We start from the raw sequence: 19,709 nt of genomic DNA, 5'->3' as shown, positions 1-19,709 counted from the left end.
CATCTCCAGAGATCGTTGCGGAAGCTCGTTGTTCTGCTATTGCTTGCCGCCGCCACGTCGACTCTTCATGCCCAGGCGCTGCCGACAGCTACGGGGCCAGGGCCGCGGTGGATGGTTGGCGGGACGTACTCCTTCTTTGCGGCAGACTATGGCAAGCGTAACCTTGGTGGCGGGTCTGGCTTTGTCGATTACGCTCGTTCGGAGAGGATCAGCTACGAGGCTGAGGTCCGGTTTCTTACTATCAATGAAGAGGTTGGCACGCATCAGTCGACTTACCTTATCGGAGGAAAGTTTCCATACCACAGGGGATGGATGACCGCGTATGGCAAGGTTCTAGTCGGAGATGGGCGCTTTCATTTTCCCTACGGCTACGCGGACGGCAGTTATTTTGTGCTTGCTCCGGGTGGTGGTGTCGATCTGGCGCTTGGAAGAAGCCGGTACAGCGTTCGGCTTGTCGATTTCGAATATCAGTGGTGGCTCAATTTTCCATTCGGCACGCTGCGGCCTTATGGGGCCAGCACTGGGATCGCCGTCCACTTCCATTAGCCAGTTTGAAACAGGGTTGTTTCGCCAGCACCTTTTATTGGAATGTGCGGCTTCCTATTAGCTGGGAGTGAGTACTATTTATTGGGCGCCGTGGCGACGGATACCAAAGAGTCGGCACACCCGTAGTAAAGAAACCAGCGGCTGTGAAAGTAGACCAGGCCTTCGGCGAAGGTTGTGCCCGCAGCGTACTGTCCGGTTTTCTCATAAGGCATGGTTGGCTTCAGTACCGGATGCTCCGTCTGTTCGATGAGATGCGCTGGATCGCTGTCGCTAAAGAGCGCTTCCCCTGCAGCGTAGGCATTAGGACCGAGATCTGGATCGCCTTCTGTCGCAGAATTTTTTCCGTTATACAGAACGACGATTCCCCTCGCTGTGAGGACTGGTGGCGGACCTGTCTCAGGGAAGGTGCTGTCGAAGTGTAACGGACGGGGAAGAAGGATTTCGATGGAATCGCCTTGAGCGTTTTCTATGGGACTCCAGTGGATTAAATCGGTGGAAGCGGCGAGATGGATGGCGCCCTCTCCCCAGTACATCCAGAACTTTCCATTGATTTTCGCGGCGATGAGTCGTCCGTTGTCTAAACGAGTCACGATTCCTGCTGATTTGTACTTGAGCTGGTCATACTTGCCGCTCGATGCGCCAGTAAATGCCGGACCATGCTTGACCCAATGCGTCAGGTCGTCTGAGGTCGCGATTCCAACGGAGTAGGTGCTGCGATTCCATTGGGTATAAGTGAGGACGTAGTTGCCTTCTGGTGTTTCGACGATCCTCGGATCTTCGACACCTCCGGGCCATTCGCGCGATTGCTGCTCATCTTTGGATGGGTAGAAGACGGGCTCAGGTCGCCTTATGAAGTGAATACCGTCTTTGCTTTCCGCCAGACCGAGCCGTGAGGTATGTTCACCGATCTGCATGGTTCCAGAGTTATCTTCTGCCCGGTAGAGGACGTATACCTTACCGTTGCGAACGATTGCTGCTGGATTGAAGGTATGGAGAGCCTCCCAAGGAACGGGGGCTCCGAGGACAGGATCGGTGAAGGTGGATTGCGGACGAGGAGTGATGACCGGAGTGCCGTTCGCCGGGCGTGTGAAGGGGCCGATCTCCCATATGGCCGCACTCTGCGCCTGGAGCACGTTCGCGACGAACAGTGTCGCCGCGAGGATCACCACGCAAACAGTTTTCATGCTGTCTAAAGTACAGTGCTTGTGCACTGATAACAAGCTCTCGTTCCTCGGGGTGTTGTGGCGAGGAAGTCATATATATCGGTTATCGAGCCCGATGGCCAGGTCGAGACGTCTCTCTTCGTTTCGACGAAGTGTCATTTTGTGGATTGCTCTCCCAAGATGTAGGGGATCGCGAAGCGGCCGATTTGAAGGATTGAGTTGTTTGAGGGCGGCCAGATGCGGAAGGACTCTACACGTGATCCCGTTGCTAGACGATGAGCGGTGACGGTGCCCTGTTCTTTACCCGTTACTGCTTCGTAGAACTTGACGACGAGGTCATTTTCACCACGCTGCCATCCGATGACGTAGTTGCCGGCGGTGAGTGAGATGTCTCCGAAGGTGATGGGGGACTGAACTAAAAGGTAGTGAGAGTATTTTCCGTCGGCGGAGTACCCGGCTGTGATGAGGACAACCCCTGCGATCATCTTTCCGTGCGCGTCGATGATGCCGGAGGCGGTGCGCATCTCGGTTTCGATACGCTCCTTTTCAACCGGCGCGCGGGCGGGCAAAACAGCCTGTAGTTCTGAGGGAGTCGCGGCGCGCCAGGCAGACTTTGGTTGAGAGAAGACGAAAGAGGAGAGGCTGAGACTCAGAAGGAGCACTAAGAGAGAGGACTTCATCGGGTGCTGTCTCATTTGAGATGTACGATACCTCGCTGGAGAGCTACGGTCGCGGCGTGAGTGCGATCGCTGACGCCGAGTTTGCCGAGCAGGCTGTTGATGTGTGACTTGACGGTGGCTTCACTGATCTTCAAGTCGGAGGCGATCTCTTTGTTGGCGCGGCCGGCTACGATGCGCTCCAGGACTTTCAGTTCGCGGTTGGTAAGGGCCTGCGTGCTCATCCTTTCGGCGAGTTTCTCTGCGATGGCGGGGGAGATCAGCGTTCTTCCGCTGTGAACGGCCTGGATAGTGGAGAGGAGCTCGTCCACGGTCATTCCTTTGAGGAGATAGGCTTTTGCGCCGGCCTGGAGGGAGCGGAAGATATCTTCGTCTCCGTCGAAGGTGGTGAGGACGATGAATCTTGCGGCGGAGTCGTCGGCACGAATCTTCAGGATGGCATCGACTCCGCCGAGGTTGGGAAGCTGCAGATCCATCAGCGTGATGTCGGGTTTCAGGGTGCGGTAGAGCTCGATTGCCTGGAGCCCGTCGCTGGCTTCGCCTACAACTTCGATGTTGGGCATGATGTTGAGCAGAGCAACGAGGCCCTGCCGTACGACGTGATGGTCATCTACTACAAGGATTCGAATGCGTTCAGCCATGGGTTGCTGTCTCTTTTCCTTCTGCGATGGGCGCTTCGAGGGTGACGGTCGTGCCATCTTCCGGAGAACTCTTTATCGTCAGTCGAGCGTGAATTTGAGCTGCGCGCTCGTGCATGCCTTTTATGCCGAAGTGGCCGTTTGATGGGAGGTACCCCTCGATGAGCGAAAATCCGCTGCCGTTGTCGGAGATGCTTAATGTTAATCGAGTTGAATTGTAGTTGAGGTCCGCGGATACCTGAGTCGCGTTTGCGTGGCGCGCTGCATTCGCCAGAGACTCCTGGGCGATGCGAAAGATCTCATCTTCAAAAGACTGGGCGAGAGGGCGGTAGGTGCCGGAGATATTGAGACGGGTGTTGAGTTTCTTTTGGTTCCACAGTTCTGCAAGGTGCGTGAGCCGCGTGGGCAGGCTGTTCTGCGCGGTAATTGCGCGAAGATTCCAGATGCTGCGACGAGCGTCGGCAAGTCCCTCCCTGACGTAAGTTCTGGTGCGGTCTATCTGTTGGCTGGCGGCGGAGACCTGCGACTGGGCCAGCAGCTGAGAGGTGAGTTCGAGTTGTACGGAGATACCGACGAAGCTTTGGGCCAGGGTGTCGTGAATCTCTCGGGCCACGCGGGTTCTCTCAGCGAGAACTGCCTGGAACTGTGATTCAAGCCGTCGAACGCGGAGACGGTAGAGGAGGAGTGCGATGGTGGCGATGAGGAAGAGGAGCAGCAGGAGAAACCAGAGGGTGCGATAGAAGGGCGGCTGCACAGAGAAGGCAATCTGAGCTCCGATTTCATTCCATACGCCGTCATTGTTCGCTGCCTGCACGCGAAAGCGATAGTGGCGCGGAGGAAGATTGGTGTAGTAAGCGATACGACGCGAGCCGGCTTCGGTCCATTGCTTGTCGAATCCTTCGAGAATATAGCGGTAGCGAATCTTGGCGGGAGCTACGTAACTGAGGCCGGCATATTCGAACGCAAAACTGGTGTGACCGGGCGCGATATTTTTTTTTGCCGCTCTCAGGGGGATCTTGACGCCGTCTACGGTAAATTGCTCGATGACGACTGGGGGAGGGATGAGGTTCTCTATGAGGTGAACGGGATCGGTGACGGCAACACCTTTGCGGGTGGCGAACAGGAGTAGTCCTTCTGCGGTTCTCCATGCAGAGGGATGACCCGCGCCGAAGGCTTCTTCGGTTGGCATGCCATCGGCGCGGCCATACGAGACGGGATGAGGGTCGCAGGTTGAAGACGAACCGCATTTGATAAGCGCTGAAGCGGAGACGCGCGTGATGCCGCGACCTGAACTTAGCCAGAGGTCGCCTCGGGCGTCTTCGAGGATGGAGTCGATGGTTTGGGGCAGGTCGTCTCGATGCAGGGACGTGAAACCGGTGGTGGACATGACGCTGAGTCCAGTTGCTTTCGTTCCGATCCAAAGTGTGCCGTGTGGATCTTCGGCGAGAGAGGTGATGGTGTTGCCGGAGAGTCCATCTTTTGTTGTGAAGGTTGTGATGGTGCTGCCGCGCAGACGCGAGAGTCCATTGAGTGTTCCGATCCAAAGATCATGTTCGGATGGGGCATGAGTTCGGAGAAGAGCGCCTACAAGGTCACTTCCGAGACCGTCGGTCTGCGTGAGAGTGACGAACTGGTTGTTTTGCCAGTGCGCCAGGCCGCGGCGGGTGCCGATCCAGAGTGAGCCGTCATCGTCGCTCAGCAGAGAGCGAACAAGATCGTCAGGTAGCCCGTCGGCAGAGGTGTAGGTTCGGATCTTCGCGCCGTTGATGTAGTTCAGACCGTCGGGGGTGCCGACCCACATGCTACCGTTTTCTTCTGGGGCTAAGGCCAGGATCGTTTCGCTGAGCAGGCCGGTGTGGGTGGAAAGATGCTGAACGGTTCCCGCTTGCCAGCGGTCGAGGCCGTCGCTGCTGGTGCCTGCCCATAGAGCGCCGTCCGATGCCTGTGTGATGGCCGTGATGGGGAGACCGAAGAGGGCAGGAATGGCGCGGAAGTTTTTGTGCCTCAGGATTTGGAGGCCGCTGGTCTCTGTTCCTACCCAGAGATTTCCCTCTTCATCTTGCATGAGAGAGAGGATGCTGTCGGAGCTGAGGGCGGGGACGGCTTGTGGATGGCTGCTAATGTTGTCGAGCGTGAAGAGCCCTTTGCTAGTACCTATCCATAGCTGCCCTCGCGAGTCGACGAGGAAAGACTGTATGCGTGCCGCTGGTAGATCGCGGCGTATCGGAAGAGTGTGGCTCTGGCCATTTTGCAGGATCGTGATGCTGGTTCCGGTGCGCAACCAGAGGCTGCGGTCAGGGAAGAATCCGATGCCTGTAATGTCTTTTTGCGTAGGGGGAGAGCTGAGTGGTTGAGGAAGAACTCGGCCGCTCTGATATTGAAAGATTCCGGAGTTCGATGCGATCCAGACGCTGCCGTCGCGAGCGGTGGTGATTGCAGATGGAGAGGCGGAGGATGGAAGGGAGAGGGTGGCGAAATGCTGGCCGTCAAAGCTGACGAGGCCGTCACTGGTGAGGATCAGGAGTGTGCCATCTTCTGCGGCGGCGAGGTTGGTGATGCGGCTTGTGGGTAGTCCATTCGCGGTGGAGTAACGGTGAAACGTTCCTGCCGAGTATTGGAGGAGACCGTCGGAGGTTGCGATCCAGAGTGGGCCCGTGTGACTCTGGGCGAAGCAGCAGATGTCATCGCTGGTGATTTCGTCAGTGGTTTCGTGGTTGAAGACTTTGAAGTCGATGCCATTGAAGCGAGCTACGCCGCCTTCGGTTGCGATCCAGATGTAACCGTCGGTGGATTGGAAGACTTGATGGACGCTGTTTTGCGGGAGGCCGTTCTCTGTAGACCATGATTGATAGCCTAAGTTATCAAGGGACTGGGAGTAGGCGGTGAACGAGAGAGCGGCGATTCCGCATGACATCCAGAAGAGGGACGAGCGCACGACGAGATGGAGGCGCGAGAGCAAGTTCATGCGGAGGGTCGATACGTGCGAAAGCATGATGGCCGGGGTCGCTTCAGCTTGGATGATACGTCTTCCAGATCCGGGAGTGCTTCTGGTTATTTTCTTTTGTCGCGGCAGGAGTGAAGGTAGGCGACGAGGTCATCCACTTCAGCTGTCTTCAGGATGTCGGCGAAGGATGGCATCTCGTGTCCACCCTGGAGGACCTGCGTTCGGATCTGAGTTTTGTTGAGCGTGCGGCCTACTCCGGAGAGATCGGGACCTTTAACGCCACCCGCCTTGCGGATCGTGTGGCAGTGTTGGCAGCCGTTATTCACAAACAATGCTGCTCCGCGCTGCTTCGCGGACTCGGCGGATGCCGGAAGACAGGAAGCGGCTGCGAGGGCCAAAAAGAAAGCCGAGCGCAGCAAATTCATTGAGCAGATGTTCCGTTGTGGGCGGGCTCGGGGGGGAAATCTGTGTGTGTGTGCCAGGGGACGGTCTCCGATGCGACTTCGTTGTGTTTGCGCAGAAACTCGAGCGCGTAGGTGCTGGCTGTGGGATCGTCTTTTTGATCTGCAAACATGGCTGCTTCGTGTGAGGCTTTTTCTTTCATGCCGAGACGGCGGTAGACGATGGAGAGGATGTAGTGGGCGGCGAGGTCGTCGGGGTCGATGGATTGGAGCGTCTCGTACTCCGCGCGAGCTTCGTCGTACTTGCGCTGCTGATAGAGAGAGAAGCCCAGTTCCCTGTGGGCGTCGCGTGAGTTGGGGAATTTTGTGATGACTTCGCGGAGGTCGGCGATGGCGTTGTCGACCTGACCTTGGTTTCGTTCGACTAATGCGAGGTAGTACAGTGCGCGCGAGTTGTGCGGGCTGAGAGCGAGAGCTTTGTTGAGGCCGACGCGGGAGGCTTCGTAGCGCTCCCACTGGAAGTTGGCGATGGCGATATTGGTAAAGGCGTCGGCGTAGTCGGGACGAAGTTTGGCGACCTGCTCGAAGGCGCGGACGCTCTCTGCATATTGCTGCGCGTCCAGCATGGCGATGCCGTAGTTGTTCCATCGCATCCAGAGCTTGTTGTCCTGAGGGTCGACCGCGGGGGGATTCTCGCCGAGGGTGAAGGCGCGTGTGCGCTCGGACATAGCAACGACCGGCATCTCGTAGTGCTTGCCCATTCCGAAGTCCATGAAGTGCTGATCGAATCGGCGATAGTTGACCCGTGCTGTGACGGTCAGGGGACCGGTTGCATCCGCGGGTACTTTGAATTGGTAGCGGACGAGCTGCGATCGGCCGGAGGCTATGGTGTTGTTGTAAGCCACCACGCGATTATCCCAGACCTGGTGCAGATCGTTGATAGCTCCTTTGGTGTTTACGAGGCGATTGGTGAAGCTGTGTGCGCGAGGGTCGAGGTCGCCGTTGGGCTGGATTGCGCCGGAGTGCATCAGGGTGCGGCCGGAGGCGTCCTTGGCCTCAAATTCGACCCAGCTTTCATACATGTCGCGCTGCTCGGGTACGTGGCTGTGTGCGATGCCTTTGTTCTGAATGATGATCGTGGCGGTGAGGAGGTCGCCGGGCGAGACGGTGAAGCGGTCGTTGCCGAGAGGCGCGATGATCTTGTCTCCGTTTTTCTCGAGGCCGAAGATATCGACGTTGAAGACGCCTGCTTTGAGGAAGGCTACAGTCTTCTCCATCTGAGTGTCGTAGTTGTAGAACTTGGGAAGGACGGTGTTCGCGCCTAGCCAACGATGAGAGGCCAGCTTGCCCTCTTTCGCGCCAGAGTCGGAGGTGGTGAGATCTTCGCGGGTCATGTGGCAGGTCTGGCAGGTAGAGACCTGATCCTTTACGTAGAAGGGAAGCGGCGACTGCTTTGCGAAGGAGGAGAGCTGCCACTCGTCGGAGAGGAAGATTGCGCGCTGCCATTTGTAGTCGTTCAGTTGTTTTGGAAGAGCGGCCTTGTGACACGCAGCGCAAAAGTTGCTGGTGCGATAGACGTCCTTCATAACGGCTTTTGAGTGGCGGTCGAGATGGGCGAGGATCTCCTTGTCGGAGACCTCGCCGTAGATGGGTTGATTGTTCTCGTCGAGCAGAGCTGCGGGCTGCGCGAGAACGTAGCTGCCTGTGCCGCGGGCGTCAACCTTCTGGATGGAGTGGCAGACGGAGCAGGTGATTCCATCTTCGTCGAACTTGCGATTTACCGGCGAGCCTTTGGTGAGCGCGCCTGAAACGAGGGCGATTGGGTTGTGGCAACCTTCGCAGTGGCGGGTGTATTCAATTCCCTTTTCCGCGGTGAGCAGGTTTGTGTTTCTGATGTACCAGGGGGCGCGAAAGGAGTTGGCGTGAGCGGACTGACGCCACTCGGCGTGCGCCTCTTGATGGCAGTGACTACAGTATTTGGCAGTGGGGAAGGCTTTGGGATTGATGAATTGGCCGGTGTCGGTAGTTGCATTCGACGGGAGGAAGGGCTGATCGATGCCGAATCGAAAGTTGTAATGTTGTTTGACTGATTCGGTGTAAACCTCACGTTGCGTGGGGGTAGTGACGGCATCGGAGGCATGGGCCCCGTCGCCTTTCAAGGCAATGAAAAAGGAGGCGGTTGCGCCGCACAGCACGGTACAGAAGAAGATGCGAACGACTCGGCTGTAAGGCATTTTCATGGCAATCGTAAATTCTATTGAAGCGGTAAGACGGTTGGCCATCGTCCTACGGGTTGGTAGAGATCTCAATCAAAAGATTGAGTGGTGGGGGAGGAGTTAGAATCTTGTTCCTTTACCTTCTGTCAGGGTGACGATCTGGTCAACCTTGGTGACTGCGAAGTTTTCTTTGGTTCCGGTTGGCCAGTGAACTTCAATGGAGTCGATGGTTGTGATGTCGCCGAGGCCGAAGTGTAGACGTGGGTCGTGGGTGGAGGCGAAGCTCCCTCCAGAGGTTACGTCGCCGCGTTGTTTCTGGCTTCCTGCTGTGAGATAAACCGTGGAGCCGATGGCGTCTCGAGGGCTCTTTGGGCCGCCTACCAGTTTCAGTTCGATCCAATGATGATTGTCTCGCGAGACGTTGCGGAGCAGGCCGGGGTGACGGTCCAGGGCGTTGATGACAACATCCAGCTTGCCATCGTTGAAGAGGTCTCCGACGGCCATGCCGCGGCCAACGTAGAGGCTTGCGAGTGCCGTGCCTTCTACAGCAGGCTCGAGATCGAATTTTTTACCGTCGATGTTGTGAAAGAGGAGCGGGCGTTCGGCCCAGGTGGTTCCCCAGGATGTGCGATCGACCTGGGGATAGACGTGGCCGTTCGCGACGATCAGATCCTTCCAGCCGTCGTTGTCGAAGTCGAGGAATGCGGTGCCCCAGCCGAGAAACGGGATTGTGGGCTCGGCGATGCCCATCTGGTAGCTGATATCGGTGAAATTGGCGTCGCCGTCGTTGCGGTAGAGTGGGTTGTAGTCATCAGAAAATGTGGTGTTGTAGATGTCGAGCAGGCCGTTGTTCCGGTAGTCGCCAGTGGCGATGCCCATGGAAGCTGTTTCGCGGCCGTTCTCATTGAGCGCGTATCCGGAGGCGTAGCTTGCGTCCTCGAAGGTACCGTCGCCTTTGTTGATGTAAAGGTAGTTCGGCGTTGAATCGTTCGCGACTAGAAGGTCGGGCTTGCCGTCGTTGTTGACATCGACGAAGACAGAGGAGAGACCATAGTAGCCGTTTTTGTCCGAGACTCCGGCTTTCTCGCTGACGTCAGTGAAGGTGCCGTCGCCGTTGTTGTGGAAGAGATGGTCTGGCTCTCCCTTGAGACCACGCGGACCGCACATGACCTTCTCGCCGCGAAACTGGCAGAAGCTGTAGGAGACTTCCTTGCCGCCAGATCCGGGCTGATTCGCGAGGTCATAGTGAACGTAGCCGGGAACGAAGAGATCCAGCCGTCCATCGCCGTCGTAGTCGCCCCAGGTGGCGCCGGTGGACCAGTTGCCGAGAGCGACACCGGCTTTCTCTGCGACGTCGGTGAAGGTTCCGTCATGGTTGTTGTGGTAGAGGCGGTTCTTACCGAAGTTGGTGACGTAGATGTCGGGCCAGCCGTCATTGTCGTAGTCGGCGATGGCGACGCCGATTCCCCAGCGGTCATTGGTGACGTGTGCCTTCGCGGTGACATCAGTGAAAGTGCCGTCGTGGTTGTTGTGGAAGAGAGCAGCGTGGGGTGGAGTTGCTTTGCCGCTGATGGCGTCGTAGGTTGAGCCGTTGACGAGATAGATATCGAGCCAGCCGTCGTTGTCGTAGTCGATCAGCCCGATGCCAGAGCCGATTGTTTCGATGATAAATTTTTTTTCGGGGGTGCCCATCGTGTGGGTCCATGAGGCTAGTCCTGCTTTTGCGGCGATGTCCTGAAAGATGATGGGGCCACTCTTTACAAAGCCTCCGGCGGTGATGGGTCTCTTCTCTTCGTCGAGAACTGCGGGATGAGCGCCGCCGGTGTTTGATCCTCCCGTTGCCGGAGCCTGGCCGCCCTCTTGAGGCTTGTCAGACTGTGTGTCGGTTGAATGAGAGTTTGGGGTCGTGGACTGAGCGATTGATGTCGCTGTGCTCAAAAAAAGCGCCGCGTAGAGAGCAAAGGTGATGGAAGGTGAACCGTGGCGAGAACGATGATGAACGGTCACGAGCGTGTCCTTATAGTCTTCATAGTCTTCCAGTTTCGAATTCGCAGGAGAAGCTAAGTCCTTCCTCTCTGCATCGGTTTCCCGGATGGTTGACGCAGCATCATGTTTACCATAGACCTTGGAAGAGTGGTTGCGAGCGTTGTTTGCACTGCCGCTATTTTTTAATTCGCTGATGGCACGTGGCCATCTCCCTCGGTCAGATTGATGATGCGATCTAACGACGTGGGAGGGTCAAAGATCTCCATTTGTCCGTTGGGCCAGCGAATCTGAATGCTAGTGAGGTGCGTCTCCGCGCCGAGGCCAAAGTGGAGACGGAGATCGCTTGACGAGTTGTAACTGGAGCCACCACGAACCTCGTCTACCCAGAGGCGCTTTGCGGATTTCAAGGTTACGCGCGCGCCAATAGCATCGCGGTTGGAGGATGTACCTATGAGATGAAGGCCGAGCCAGTGGTTCTGATTCTTCGCGAGGTTGACTAGAAGCATTGGGCGATCGCTTAGGTTGTTAATCACGGCTTCGAGGCGGCCGTCGTTGAAGAGGTCCGCGATGGCGAGTCCGCGGCTGGAGCGTGGATCGACGAGCCCAGGGCCGGAGGTCTTGCTAATGTCGCGGAACTTACCGTTGCCCAGGTTGTTGTAGAGGAAGCGAGGCTCGCGATAAGAGGAACCTAGTTTTGCGGAGTCAACCTCGGGATAGACGTGGCCATTAACGACGAGAAGGTCGGGCCATCCGTCGTTGTCGACGTCGGCGAACATTGCGCCCCAGCCGAGGGCATCGGTGTTGATGCCAAGGCCCGCGGCGAAGGTCATGTCGGTATAGGTGCCGTCGCCATTGTTGCGATAGAGGGTGGAGGTGTCGTCGGAGAAGTTGGTTTTGAAGAGGTCTAGTCTGCCGTCGCCGTCGTAGTCGGCCGCGGTGGATCCCATTCCGGCCTGTTCGCGACCGTCTTCGTTGAAGGCTACGCCGGCGTCGGCGGCAGTGTCCTTGAAGGTCCCATCGTGGTTGTTTCGATAGAGGATGGCGGGTGTGGAGTCGCAGGCGACGTAGAGATCGGGCCAGCCATCATCATCATAGTCGAGCGTGGTGATGGAGAAGCAGTAGTGGCCTTGTGTTCGCTCGAATCCACTGGGCTTGCTGACATCTGCAAACTTTCCGCCGCCTAGGTTGTGGTAGAGGATGTTCGGTGCACTTTCGAGGCCGCGTGGGCCGCACATGACGGGTACTCCCTTCCAGATGCATCCTGAGGTTTGGCCGGGTGTTGGGGTGCGAGCGAGGTCGAAGTGCACGTAGTTGGCGACGGCCAGGTCCAGCTTGCCGTCGCGATCGTAGTCGATGAAGGCGCAGCCGGTGCCCCACTCCTTGCCTGTACCGGCGACACCTGCCTGCTCCGCTACCTCCTCGAAGGTTCCATTGCCCTGGTTGTGAAAGAGGCGGTTTTTGCCGTAGCCGGTGACGTAGATGTCGTCGAATCCGTCGTTGTCATAGTCTCCAACGCATGCTCCCTGCCCCCATCCTGTCGAGACGAGGCCTGCCTTTACGGTGACGTCGGTGAAGGTGCCGTCATGATTGTTGTGGAAGAGATGATTGGTGGGCTTTGTGTGGCCGGCTGCGGAGGCTGTGCCAGGCAGGTTGGTGCCGTTGACGAGGAAGATGTCGGGCCAACCGTCGTTGTCGTAGTCGAGGATGGCGACGCCGGAGCCAGTGGCCTCGATGATGTAACGCTTGGACTCGACGCTCCCATTGACGTCGCGAACGGTGATACCAGCCTTCAAGGCGACATCCACAAACCACGCTGGGGGAGGATGATCGGTCGTTGGTGGGTAGGGCTGCTGCGCTCCGAATGCGGTCGCCGCAAAGAGGATGATGGCCGCGGTTTGAAGAAGGAGCCGAAGCTTCATGGCTTTGAGGCCGTCGCTGGAGTGGTCAATGCTTTGGATTGCGATGATGCTCCCATGGCAACTGTCTTCAGGATCTTTCCGCCCTCTTGAATGACATAAAGATGATTTGGCACCAGATCTGTGAGCTTGTCCGTCGTGCCGGAAGGCCACTTGATTTCGACTGAATCAGCTTTAGCGGAGTGGTCGAGGCCGAAGTGGATTCGGAGATCGTTCTGGGAGTAGTAGCTGCCGCCGCTTCGAACTTCGTCGATTTGGATAAAGGGTTTGGCGCCGTCTGGTGTTGTGGTTGTGACGCTGATCTTTGCGCCGATGCCGGAGCGGTTCGACTTTGTGCCTACGGTGCGGATCTTGATCCAGTTGCGGCCAGTCGTCGATTCGCAGCGGAGCAGCTGGGGAAGGCTGTTGATGCAGTTGACGACGACGTCCACTACGCCGTCGTTGTCGTAGTCGCCGAAGGCGCAGCCTCTGCCGGGGGCGGGTGTTGTGATGCCGGGGCCACCTTGCGCGGTCACCTCTTCGAACTGCCCGTTGCGCAGATTGCGGTAGAGGTATTTGTGTTCGGCGTAAGGCGCGTCGATGGCGGTTCCGTCGACCTCAGGATAGACGTGGCCGTTGCAGATGAAGATGTCGGGCCAGCCATCGTTGTCCATGTCGAAAAACCCGACGCCCCAACCGAGATAGCGAGTGTTGACGCCGAGTCCGGACATGTAGGTGTGGTCGTCGAAGTTCCCGTCGCCGAGATTGACGTAGAGGGAGTCGGTGTCGCCGGCGAAGTTTGTCTTGACGATGTCGAAGCGGCCGTCGCGATTGAAATCGCCAATAGAGACGCCCATGCCGGCCTGTGGTTTGCCGTCAGGTGAGTAGGCGATGCCGGCCTCGATGGCTACATCTTTGAAGGTTCCGTCTTTCTGATTCTGGTAGAAGGTGGCGGCGGTGGAGTCGTTGGCGACGTAGATGTCGGGCCAGCCGTCGCCATCGATGTCGGAGACAGCTACGGATAAGCCGTAGGTGCCGATGGTGTCCCACATTCCGGATTTTTGTGAGACGTCGGTGAAGGTTCCGTCGCCGTTGTTGCGATAGAGGATGTTCTTGCCTCCTTGTAGACCGGGAGGGCCGCAGGCTACCTGAATGCCTTTGTAGGCGCAGCCGGCGGCTTCGGGGAGAGGAGCTGTTTTGATGTCGAAGTCGATGTAGTTGGCGACAAAGAGGTCCAGATGGCCGTCGCGATCGTAGTCGATGAAGGCACAGCCGGAGTTCCAGCGCGTCTTCGATTGGAGCAGGCCAGCCTTTTCGGTGACGTCGGTGAAGGTGCCGTTGCCATTGTTGCGATAGAGAACGTTCTGACCATAGTAGCTGACGAAGAGGTCATTCCAGCCGTCGTTGTTGTAGTCGCCGACGCAGCAGCCCTGTCCCCAACCGGCGCGGCCAACCCCGGCTTTGAGGGTGACGTCGGTGAAGGTTCCGTCACGATTATTTTTGAAGAGGCGGGAGAGGGGCTCCTGACCTTTTGGGAAGCCATCTAGTCGAGTGCCGTTGACCAGGAAGATGTCGATCCAGTCATCGTGATCGTAGTCGTAGAAGGCTACGCCGCAGCCGGTGGTTTCGAGCAGGTATCGATTTTTGTGCTCGCCCCCGTAGATCGTCTTTGCGTTGAGTCCGGACTGGCGTGCGACGTCGATGAAGCTTATGTCGAGAGGAGTGCCTGCGACGGGAGAGGGGAGTCCTTTAGGAGCGGGACGGGGTACGGCGTCGTAGGTGGGGCGCGATCCTGTCTGTTGGGCCGGCTGAGAGGTCTGCGGCGCGGCCAGAGCCAGAACGTCGTCAAGCGAAAGAACCAGAGCAGTGGTGGAAAGCGAGGTAAGAAAGTTACGGCGAGACCAATTCAAATGGACGCTCCTGAGGCAATGGCCCGGCACTGGTGTTCGAGGTTCTCTTCGCGTGGTAATTGTAATCACAAAATTGGAACGGGTTGAAAGAGAGTCTTGAAATCGGTGAGAACTGTAGAGAAGCCTAGTCTGCCGAGAGAAAAACGGTTTGATGCACTGTAGTGCCGCCTCTATGGATGAGCGGAAGGGACCTCACCAGCAGAGGAAGTATTCGCGAGAAGCTTCTTGGCTTTTTGTCGTTCGAGAGCGGCATCGGCGCTTCGTCCCTGTCTGTCGAGAGCATCGGCCAACGCGGAGTGTGCCTCGCTGTAGTTTGGGTCTGCTTCGACTGCGTTTTGCAATTGAAATATCGCATCGGCAGTCTTGCCTTGCTTCAGAAGGGCCCTGCCGCTATCGAGGGCAAAGTTGGCACGTTGTCGACTGACAGCGATACGGCTGAGGGATGCGGCTTTCTTGCGTTCGGCGGCTGCGCCTTCAGAGTCTCCCTGCTGGCTCAAGATGGCGGCAAGGCTGATGTGTGGACTGGGTTGGTTGGGTAGAAGATCGATGGCACGTCGCAAGGCTGATGCGGCCTTTTCGGGCTCGTTATTGTTTTTGTAGACATTGCCAAGTAGAGCCCAGGCCTCGCCGTTGTTGGGACGTAGCGCGGTGGCGTTCTCAAGTTCGACCTGAGATTCTGCAAAACGTCCGAGCTGCATGTAGAGTACGCCGAGCGTGTAGGGCGGATCAGGCAACTTCGGATCGAGTTGCTCCGCGCGAAGGAACTCCGCGACCGCCGCGGTTGGATCGTCTTTCAACTTCAGGGCCAGTCCGAGATCGTAGTGGAGGTGTGAGTTGTCAGGTTCGAACAGGAGACCTGCACGAAACTGCTCTATGGCGTGGTTGAGATCGCTCTGCTGAAGATAAGCGACGCCAAGATCCTGGCGCAGGGTCGGATTTTTCTCATCCAGTGCAAGGGCTCGAAGGTAGAAGAGGATGGCTCCCTTTGCGTCGCCTGTCTGTACGAGAGCGAGTCCCAGGTTCGTGAGTACGGCTGAATCCTGAGGTCGCGCCGCAGCGACCTGTTGAAAGAGAGGTATAGCTTCGCGGGGGTTGTCGTTCGCTTGCAGGGCGAGGGCGAGTTCGTATTTGATGTCTGTCGATGCTGGGTCAACGACCAGCGCATGTCGCAGTACGGTAAGTGCCTCGTCCTCCTGATCGTTCGCGCGTAGGGCACGGCCAAGTTGCGACGCATACTCGGCATTTTCTTTGGACAGGTCATTCGCTTTGGTGAGTTCGCTGACCGCGTCTGCGAGGTTGCCTTGATTGAGAAAGATGGAGCCGAGGTGATAATGCGCGGATGCCAGCGATGGCTCCAGCGAGACAGCACGCTGAAACTGAACTGTGGCGTCACTGTAGGTCTGCTGTTGTGCGAGGATGGTGCCCAGACTATCGTGTAGAGCAGCGTTATCAGGCGAATTATTGAGAGCCGCCTCCAATTTTTTTTGAGCGGTGGCAGGTTCTCCCGTCGCTGCGAGGGCGGCGGCGTAGGCGATGGAGGCTTGCGGCGTGAGTGCCTGTACTGCATCGCTCTTCGTTTCGTCGAGGAGCTGAAACATATGTATTGATTTCTGATATTCGCGAAGCTGAGAGTAAGCGATCGCCAGGTTGAGTGTGGCATCTGAGTTCTGCGGATCGAGTTTGTGGGCCAGTTCGAGTTGATTCGCAGCGTATGCGAGGTCTCCCTCGGCAAGTAGGACTGTGCCAAAGGCGGTGTGGCCGGCGGCAACCTCAGGGGCTAGTTTGACCACTTTGGCAAACTGAATGTGGGCGGAGAGCAGATCATTCTTAAGATAGGCTGTGGACCCGGCACGAAATGCTTCTTCAGCTTCCTTCACTCTGCCGGTCGGAGAGGTCTGTGAAGAAGCTGCCGGCGCGGAGTTCGTTTGTGCCTGCGCTAGCTGAACAGCCGCGAAGGCGATACATAACAGAAGCGAGCGTGTCTGGAAGTGTTGCATCTGAGCCCGATTGTAATCACGGATGAGGGGGAGTGGGGTTGCTCCACTCAACGGGAGCCTGCGCAAAGTCGACATAGTCGCGACCGACGTAAAGGCGATATCCCGTACCGCTGGGTGCGGGCAAGATCTGCAGAGGAGTGGGGCGACGGAGGGCGGCGTCTTTGGCGGCGGGTGCGGAGAAGAGATCGTGGCCTCCGATGTCCATGACGACGAAGGTATTGCCGCCAACAAATCCGCAGCCATAGGCTCCTGGCTTGAGTGAATGCCCTTCGATGTCGATTGACGCCTCTGTGATGAGATAAGCCTGATATTTCTCCTGCACCGAACTTGAGTAGCCTGCGGTATCCACCAGGGCGACGAGAAGAAGCGCGTCTTTCGCGAATTGCACTCCGCCAGAGTTTCTGGCTTGAATGGGCGCGCTCTGACCTCGGAAAAAGACCGTGGCGGGCAGGAACTTCGTTGCTTCTGTGGCGGTAAGCGTCTTTGTTCCAGCCATGGCGGCTGAATCACTCTGGTACCGACCGGACGTTGGAGATGCGGCGTGCCCAAAGTAGATCGCGATGGCCAGCAACGAGATGGAGCAGAGGAATTTACGAAGCATGTGCGGCATCTTATCAGTCGCATCGTACTTCGTCGTTAGAGAACACGGCAGCATGTAGACTGGTGGTCTTTTGAGGTGTAGGAGCCGATGAGAGCTGCTTTTGCTGGGGTGGTCATGCTTGGGGGGATTGCGGCCGCCCAGACGGGAGCTTTGCGGCCGGTCGATGCGTTTCCAATGAACGATGGTGCGCTGACGATTCGACGTCATGTTGAAGCGGGGAAGCCATTTACTGTGGCGGGGACACAGGGGGTAATGACAGGGCAGCAGGAGGGGACGTTTGAGGCGTGGGTGTTGCCGGTCAAGCTGCTTAGCCACTTCGCGATTCGAGCGGATGTGGAGGGCTACTCGGTTCCGATCGACCTGAATGCGGATGCGGCGGAGATCGAGGTGTCTCCCGACCACACGGTGATTACGTATTCGCATATCGCATTCACAGTAAGGCAGATCATGTTTGCGCAGGACGATGCGGAGGATGGCACGGGCGCGGTGGTGATGTTTCAGATCGACTCGACGCGGCCGATGGATTTGACCTTCAGCTTTACGCCGGAGATGCGGCCGATGTGGCCTCAGCGCAGCCAGGGGGTTCCGTCGGCGGAGTGGGTGAAGCAGCAGGATGGCGGGTTCTATGTGTTGCATACTGACTTTCCCAATCTTGCGGGAGCTTTGGCGATGCCAAATACACAGCCTGGGATTCTCGCTCCATACCAGGAGAAGCCGCGAGTTTATCCGCTGGAGCTGAAGCTGCACTACGATCCGAAGCGGGATACGAATCGCTACTTCCCGTTGCTGATGGCGATGGGAGATACGGTGGAGACAGCTACCAACGCCACGCTTCAGGGGAAGCTGGAGCGGTTGAATGCCACTTTGCCGCAGGCGTATGCGAAGCACGCGGCGCGATATGCCGGGATGAGAGATAGCCTGACGGCGATTCGCACTCCGGATGCTGGATTGGACGACGACTTCGCCTGGGCTGAGATGTCGATTGAGCAGTTGCGGGCGAAGGCGCAGCCTGGCGGCGAGATCGGGTTGGTCGCGGGATATTACTCCTCGGGCGATTCGGCGAGGCCTGGTTTTGGGTGGTACTTTGGTCGCGACAGCTTGTATACGCTCTATGCGGTGAATGGCTTTGGCGACTTTGGGTTGACTCGCGACGAGCTTGAGTTCCTGATGAAGCGGCAGCGTGATGATGGGAAGATCATGCACGAGTATCCGCAGACTGCGGCTTACTTTGACTGGAAGAACTTCTCTTACGCTTATGCTGCTGCTGATTCGACGCCGCTGTTTCTGACGGCGATGCTGGACTACGTGCGGACGAGCGGGGATGTGAACTTTCTTCGGCAGCATCGAGAAATCGTTGAGAAGGCTTGGCGTTTTGAGACGACCCATGACACCGATGGTGACGGGATCTATGACAACTCGCAGGGGACCGGGTGGGTGGAGAGCTGGCCGACCGGGATGCCGCACCAGGAGATTTATCTTGCGCTGCTGGATCAGCAGGCTTCGGCTGCGATGGCGAAGCTGGCTGGGTTGCTGGGGGACAAGGCTACGGCTGATACTGCCAGCGCTCGTGCCGCGGAGTTGGCGAAGAAGATTGAGGCGGAGTACTACGATGCTTCGCGGCAGGCCTATGCGTTTAGCCGGAACGCTGATGGGTCGCTTGACCGCGCTGCCACGGTCTATCCGGCGATTGCGTGGTGGAACGGTGGTGAAGGGCTGGCTCATCCGCAGGCTAGCTTTCGGCGGTGGGCTTCGCATGATTTTTCTACGGACTGGGGTCTGAGGGATGTGGCAGAGAGCGATCCTTTCTATGATCCGATCAGCTATCACCAGGGGTCGGTGTGGCCTTTGTTTACCGGGTGGGCGTCGGTGGCGGAGTATCGGGCGGGACATCCTCTGGCCGGGTACGCGCACTTGATGCAGAACGCGGATCTGACTACGGCGCAGGATCTGGGTGCGGTGACTGAGTTGTTGTCTGGTGCTTTCTTCCAGCCTTTCGGGCGGAGTACGAGTCATCAGCTCTGGTCTTCGGCGATGGTGATCACTCCCACGTTGCGTGGACTGTTTGGCGTCGATGTAGACGGACTTGCGAGCTCGATTCATCTTGATCCGCATCTTCCTGCCGATTGGGTTCATGCTGTGGTTGAGAGACTTCACGTGGGTGCGTCTGTGTGCTCGCTGGAGTATCAGCGTGAGGCGCGCGGTCTGGTGGTGAAGGTGAATACGCTCTCGGGGCCTGCGGTTCGGCTGGCCGGTGTGGGGACGGATTCGCGGGCTTCGGCGGAGGGTTCGTCGGTGGTCTTTGCGCTCCCGGCGGTTGAGGTTGCGGTGCCGCATGGGTTGCCGCTGCCAGGAGCGCGGACGGCGCAGATGAAGGTGCTGAGCGAGGTCTCGGAGGCGCACTCGCTGAAGCTGGAGCTCGAGGCAAAGGCGGGCGCGACCGTTGAACTGACGGTTCGGCGGAATGCGGCCAAGCTGAATCTCCATGTTGAAGGCGGAACGATTGTGGGCACGGCAGCCGGCAAGGGTGCCGAGTTGGAGAAGCTGGTGGTGAAGTTTCCGCAGGGGACCGGCTACCAGCAGAGTGTTGTGACTTTGAGCTGGTAGGGACCCCTGGGTTGGGTGGTTTCGGGATTTGATATCGGGAACTTTCCGAAAAGCCAACTCTTCGGGAGCGCCGGCTCAGCATGACTACGGAATCTTATTTTCTCAATTGTCCTGCCGCCGTAACCTCGATA

The 19,709-nt window shown here is 57.7% G+C and carries 13 protein-coding genes; 2 read left to right on the top strand and 11 right to left on the bottom strand.

The genetic code is table 11. The features are described 5' to 3' along the window. Positions 1 to 15 precede the first annotated feature (15 nt). On the top strand, positions 16 to 546 hold the full coding sequence (locus HDF09_RS08005; protein WP_183764406.1) for a hypothetical protein: 531 nt from the start codon (positions 16 to 18) through the stop codon (positions 544 to 546). Positions 547 to 620: 74 nt separating this feature from the next. Here HDF09_RS08005 and HDF09_RS08000 read toward each other — a convergent pair whose 3' ends face one another. The 11 genes from HDF09_RS08000 to HDF09_RS07950 all read right to left on the bottom strand — a co-directional run bounded on the left by HDF09_RS08000 (position 621) and on the right by HDF09_RS07950 (position 16,974). Beyond that, a complete protein-coding gene (locus HDF09_RS08000; protein WP_183764402.1) occupies positions 621 to 1,730 on the bottom strand; it encodes a glycoside hydrolase family 130 protein in 1,110 nt (369 codons plus the stop codon). Between the two features lie 134 nt (positions 1,731 to 1,864). Further along, entirely contained in the window at positions 1,865 to 2,389 is a 525-nt protein-coding gene (locus HDF09_RS07995) for a hypothetical protein (RefSeq protein ID WP_260181019.1), read from the bottom strand. 11 nt (positions 2,390 to 2,400) lie between these two features. After that, complete coding sequence (locus HDF09_RS07990; protein ID WP_183764395.1) at positions 2,401 to 3,027, bottom strand: response regulator; 627 nt, start codon at positions 3,025 to 3,027, stop codon at positions 2,401 to 2,403. Further along, positions 3,020 to 5,989 carry a sensor histidine kinase gene (locus HDF09_RS07985; protein WP_183764392.1) on the bottom strand — a complete coding sequence of 990 codons (2,970 nt, stop codon included), beginning with the start codon at positions 5,987 to 5,989 and terminating at the stop codon, positions 3,020 to 3,022. The genes HDF09_RS07990 and HDF09_RS07985 overlap by 8 nt, the downstream gene beginning before the upstream one ends. Before the next feature lie 86 nt (positions 5,990 to 6,075). Continuing rightward, a complete protein-coding gene (locus tag HDF09_RS07980; protein WP_183764389.1) occupies positions 6,076 to 6,393 on the bottom strand; it encodes a c-type cytochrome in 318 nt (105 codons plus the stop codon). Beyond that, complete coding sequence (locus HDF09_RS07975; protein ID WP_183764386.1) at positions 6,390 to 8,603, bottom strand: tetratricopeptide repeat protein; 2,214 nt, start codon at positions 8,601 to 8,603, stop codon at positions 6,390 to 6,392. The genes HDF09_RS07980 and HDF09_RS07975 overlap by 4 nt, the downstream gene beginning before the upstream one ends. Positions 8,604 to 8,705: 102 nt before the next feature. Beyond that, entirely contained in the window at positions 8,706 to 10,592 is a 1,887-nt protein-coding gene (locus tag HDF09_RS07970) for a CRTAC1 family protein (RefSeq protein WP_311719020.1), read from the bottom strand. 161 nt (positions 10,593 to 10,753) lie between these two features. After that, a complete protein-coding gene (locus HDF09_RS07965) occupies positions 10,754 to 12,490 on the bottom strand; it encodes a CRTAC1 family protein (protein ID WP_183764383.1) in 1,737 nt (578 codons plus the stop codon). Continuing rightward, on the bottom strand, positions 12,487 to 14,376 hold the full coding sequence (locus HDF09_RS07960) for a CRTAC1 family protein (protein WP_183764380.1): 1,890 nt from the start codon (positions 14,374 to 14,376) through the stop codon (positions 12,487 to 12,489). The genes HDF09_RS07965 and HDF09_RS07960 overlap by 4 nt, the downstream gene beginning before the upstream one ends. A 170-nt stretch (positions 14,377 to 14,546) precedes the next feature. Then, on the bottom strand, positions 14,547 to 16,424 hold the full coding sequence (locus HDF09_RS07955) for a tetratricopeptide repeat protein (RefSeq protein ID WP_183764377.1): 1,878 nt from the start codon (positions 16,422 to 16,424) through the stop codon (positions 14,547 to 14,549). Next, complete coding sequence (locus HDF09_RS07950) at positions 16,390 to 16,974, bottom strand: hypothetical protein (RefSeq protein ID WP_183764373.1); 585 nt, start codon at positions 16,972 to 16,974, stop codon at positions 16,390 to 16,392. The genes HDF09_RS07955 and HDF09_RS07950 overlap by 35 nt, the downstream gene beginning before the upstream one ends. An 87-nt stretch (positions 16,975 to 17,061) precedes the next feature. Between HDF09_RS07950 and HDF09_RS07945 the strand changes: the two genes are divergently transcribed. Then, a complete protein-coding gene (locus HDF09_RS07945) occupies positions 17,062 to 19,578 on the top strand; it encodes an amylo-alpha-1,6-glucosidase (RefSeq protein ID WP_183764370.1) in 2,517 nt (838 codons plus the stop codon). Positions 19,579 to 19,709 lie beyond the last annotated feature (131 nt).

This window comes from Edaphobacter lichenicola (assembly GCF_014201315.1).
GTDB lineage: Bacteria > Acidobacteriota > Terriglobia > Terriglobales > Acidobacteriaceae > Edaphobacter > Edaphobacter lichenicola_B.
This window is presented reverse-complemented; position numbering and strand designations above follow the sequence as displayed.

Coding starts and splice junctions, on each gene's coding strand:
- HDF09_RS07950 (WP_183764373.1), bottom strand. CDS start 16,974: ATGCTTCGTAAATTCCTCTGCTCCATCTCGTTGCTGGCCATCGCGATC.
- HDF09_RS07945 (WP_183764370.1), top strand. CDS start 17,062: ATGAGAGCTGCTTTTGCTGGGGTGGTCATGCTTGGGGGGATTGCGGCC.
- HDF09_RS07985 (WP_183764392.1), bottom strand. CDS start 5,989: ATGAACTTGCTCTCGCGCCTCCATCTCGTCGTGCGCTCGTCCCTCTTC.
- HDF09_RS07990 (WP_183764395.1), bottom strand. CDS start 3,027: ATGGCTGAACGCATTCGAATCCTTGTAGTAGATGACCATCACGTCGTA.
- HDF09_RS08000 (WP_183764402.1), bottom strand. CDS start 1,730: ATGAAAACTGTTTGCGTGGTGATCCTCGCGGCGACACTGTTCGTCGCG.
- HDF09_RS07965 (WP_183764383.1), bottom strand. CDS start 12,490: ATGAAGCTTCGGCTCCTTCTTCAAACCGCGGCCATCATCCTCTTTGCG.
- HDF09_RS07980 (WP_183764389.1), bottom strand. CDS start 6,393: ATGAATTTGCTGCGCTCGGCTTTCTTTTTGGCCCTCGCAGCCGCTTCC.
- HDF09_RS07995 (WP_260181019.1), bottom strand. CDS start 2,389: ATGAAGTCCTCTCTCTTAGTGCTCCTTCTGAGTCTCAGCCTCTCCTCT.
- HDF09_RS07975 (WP_183764386.1), bottom strand. CDS start 8,603: ATGCCTTACAGCCGAGTCGTTCGCATCTTCTTCTGTACCGTGCTGTGC.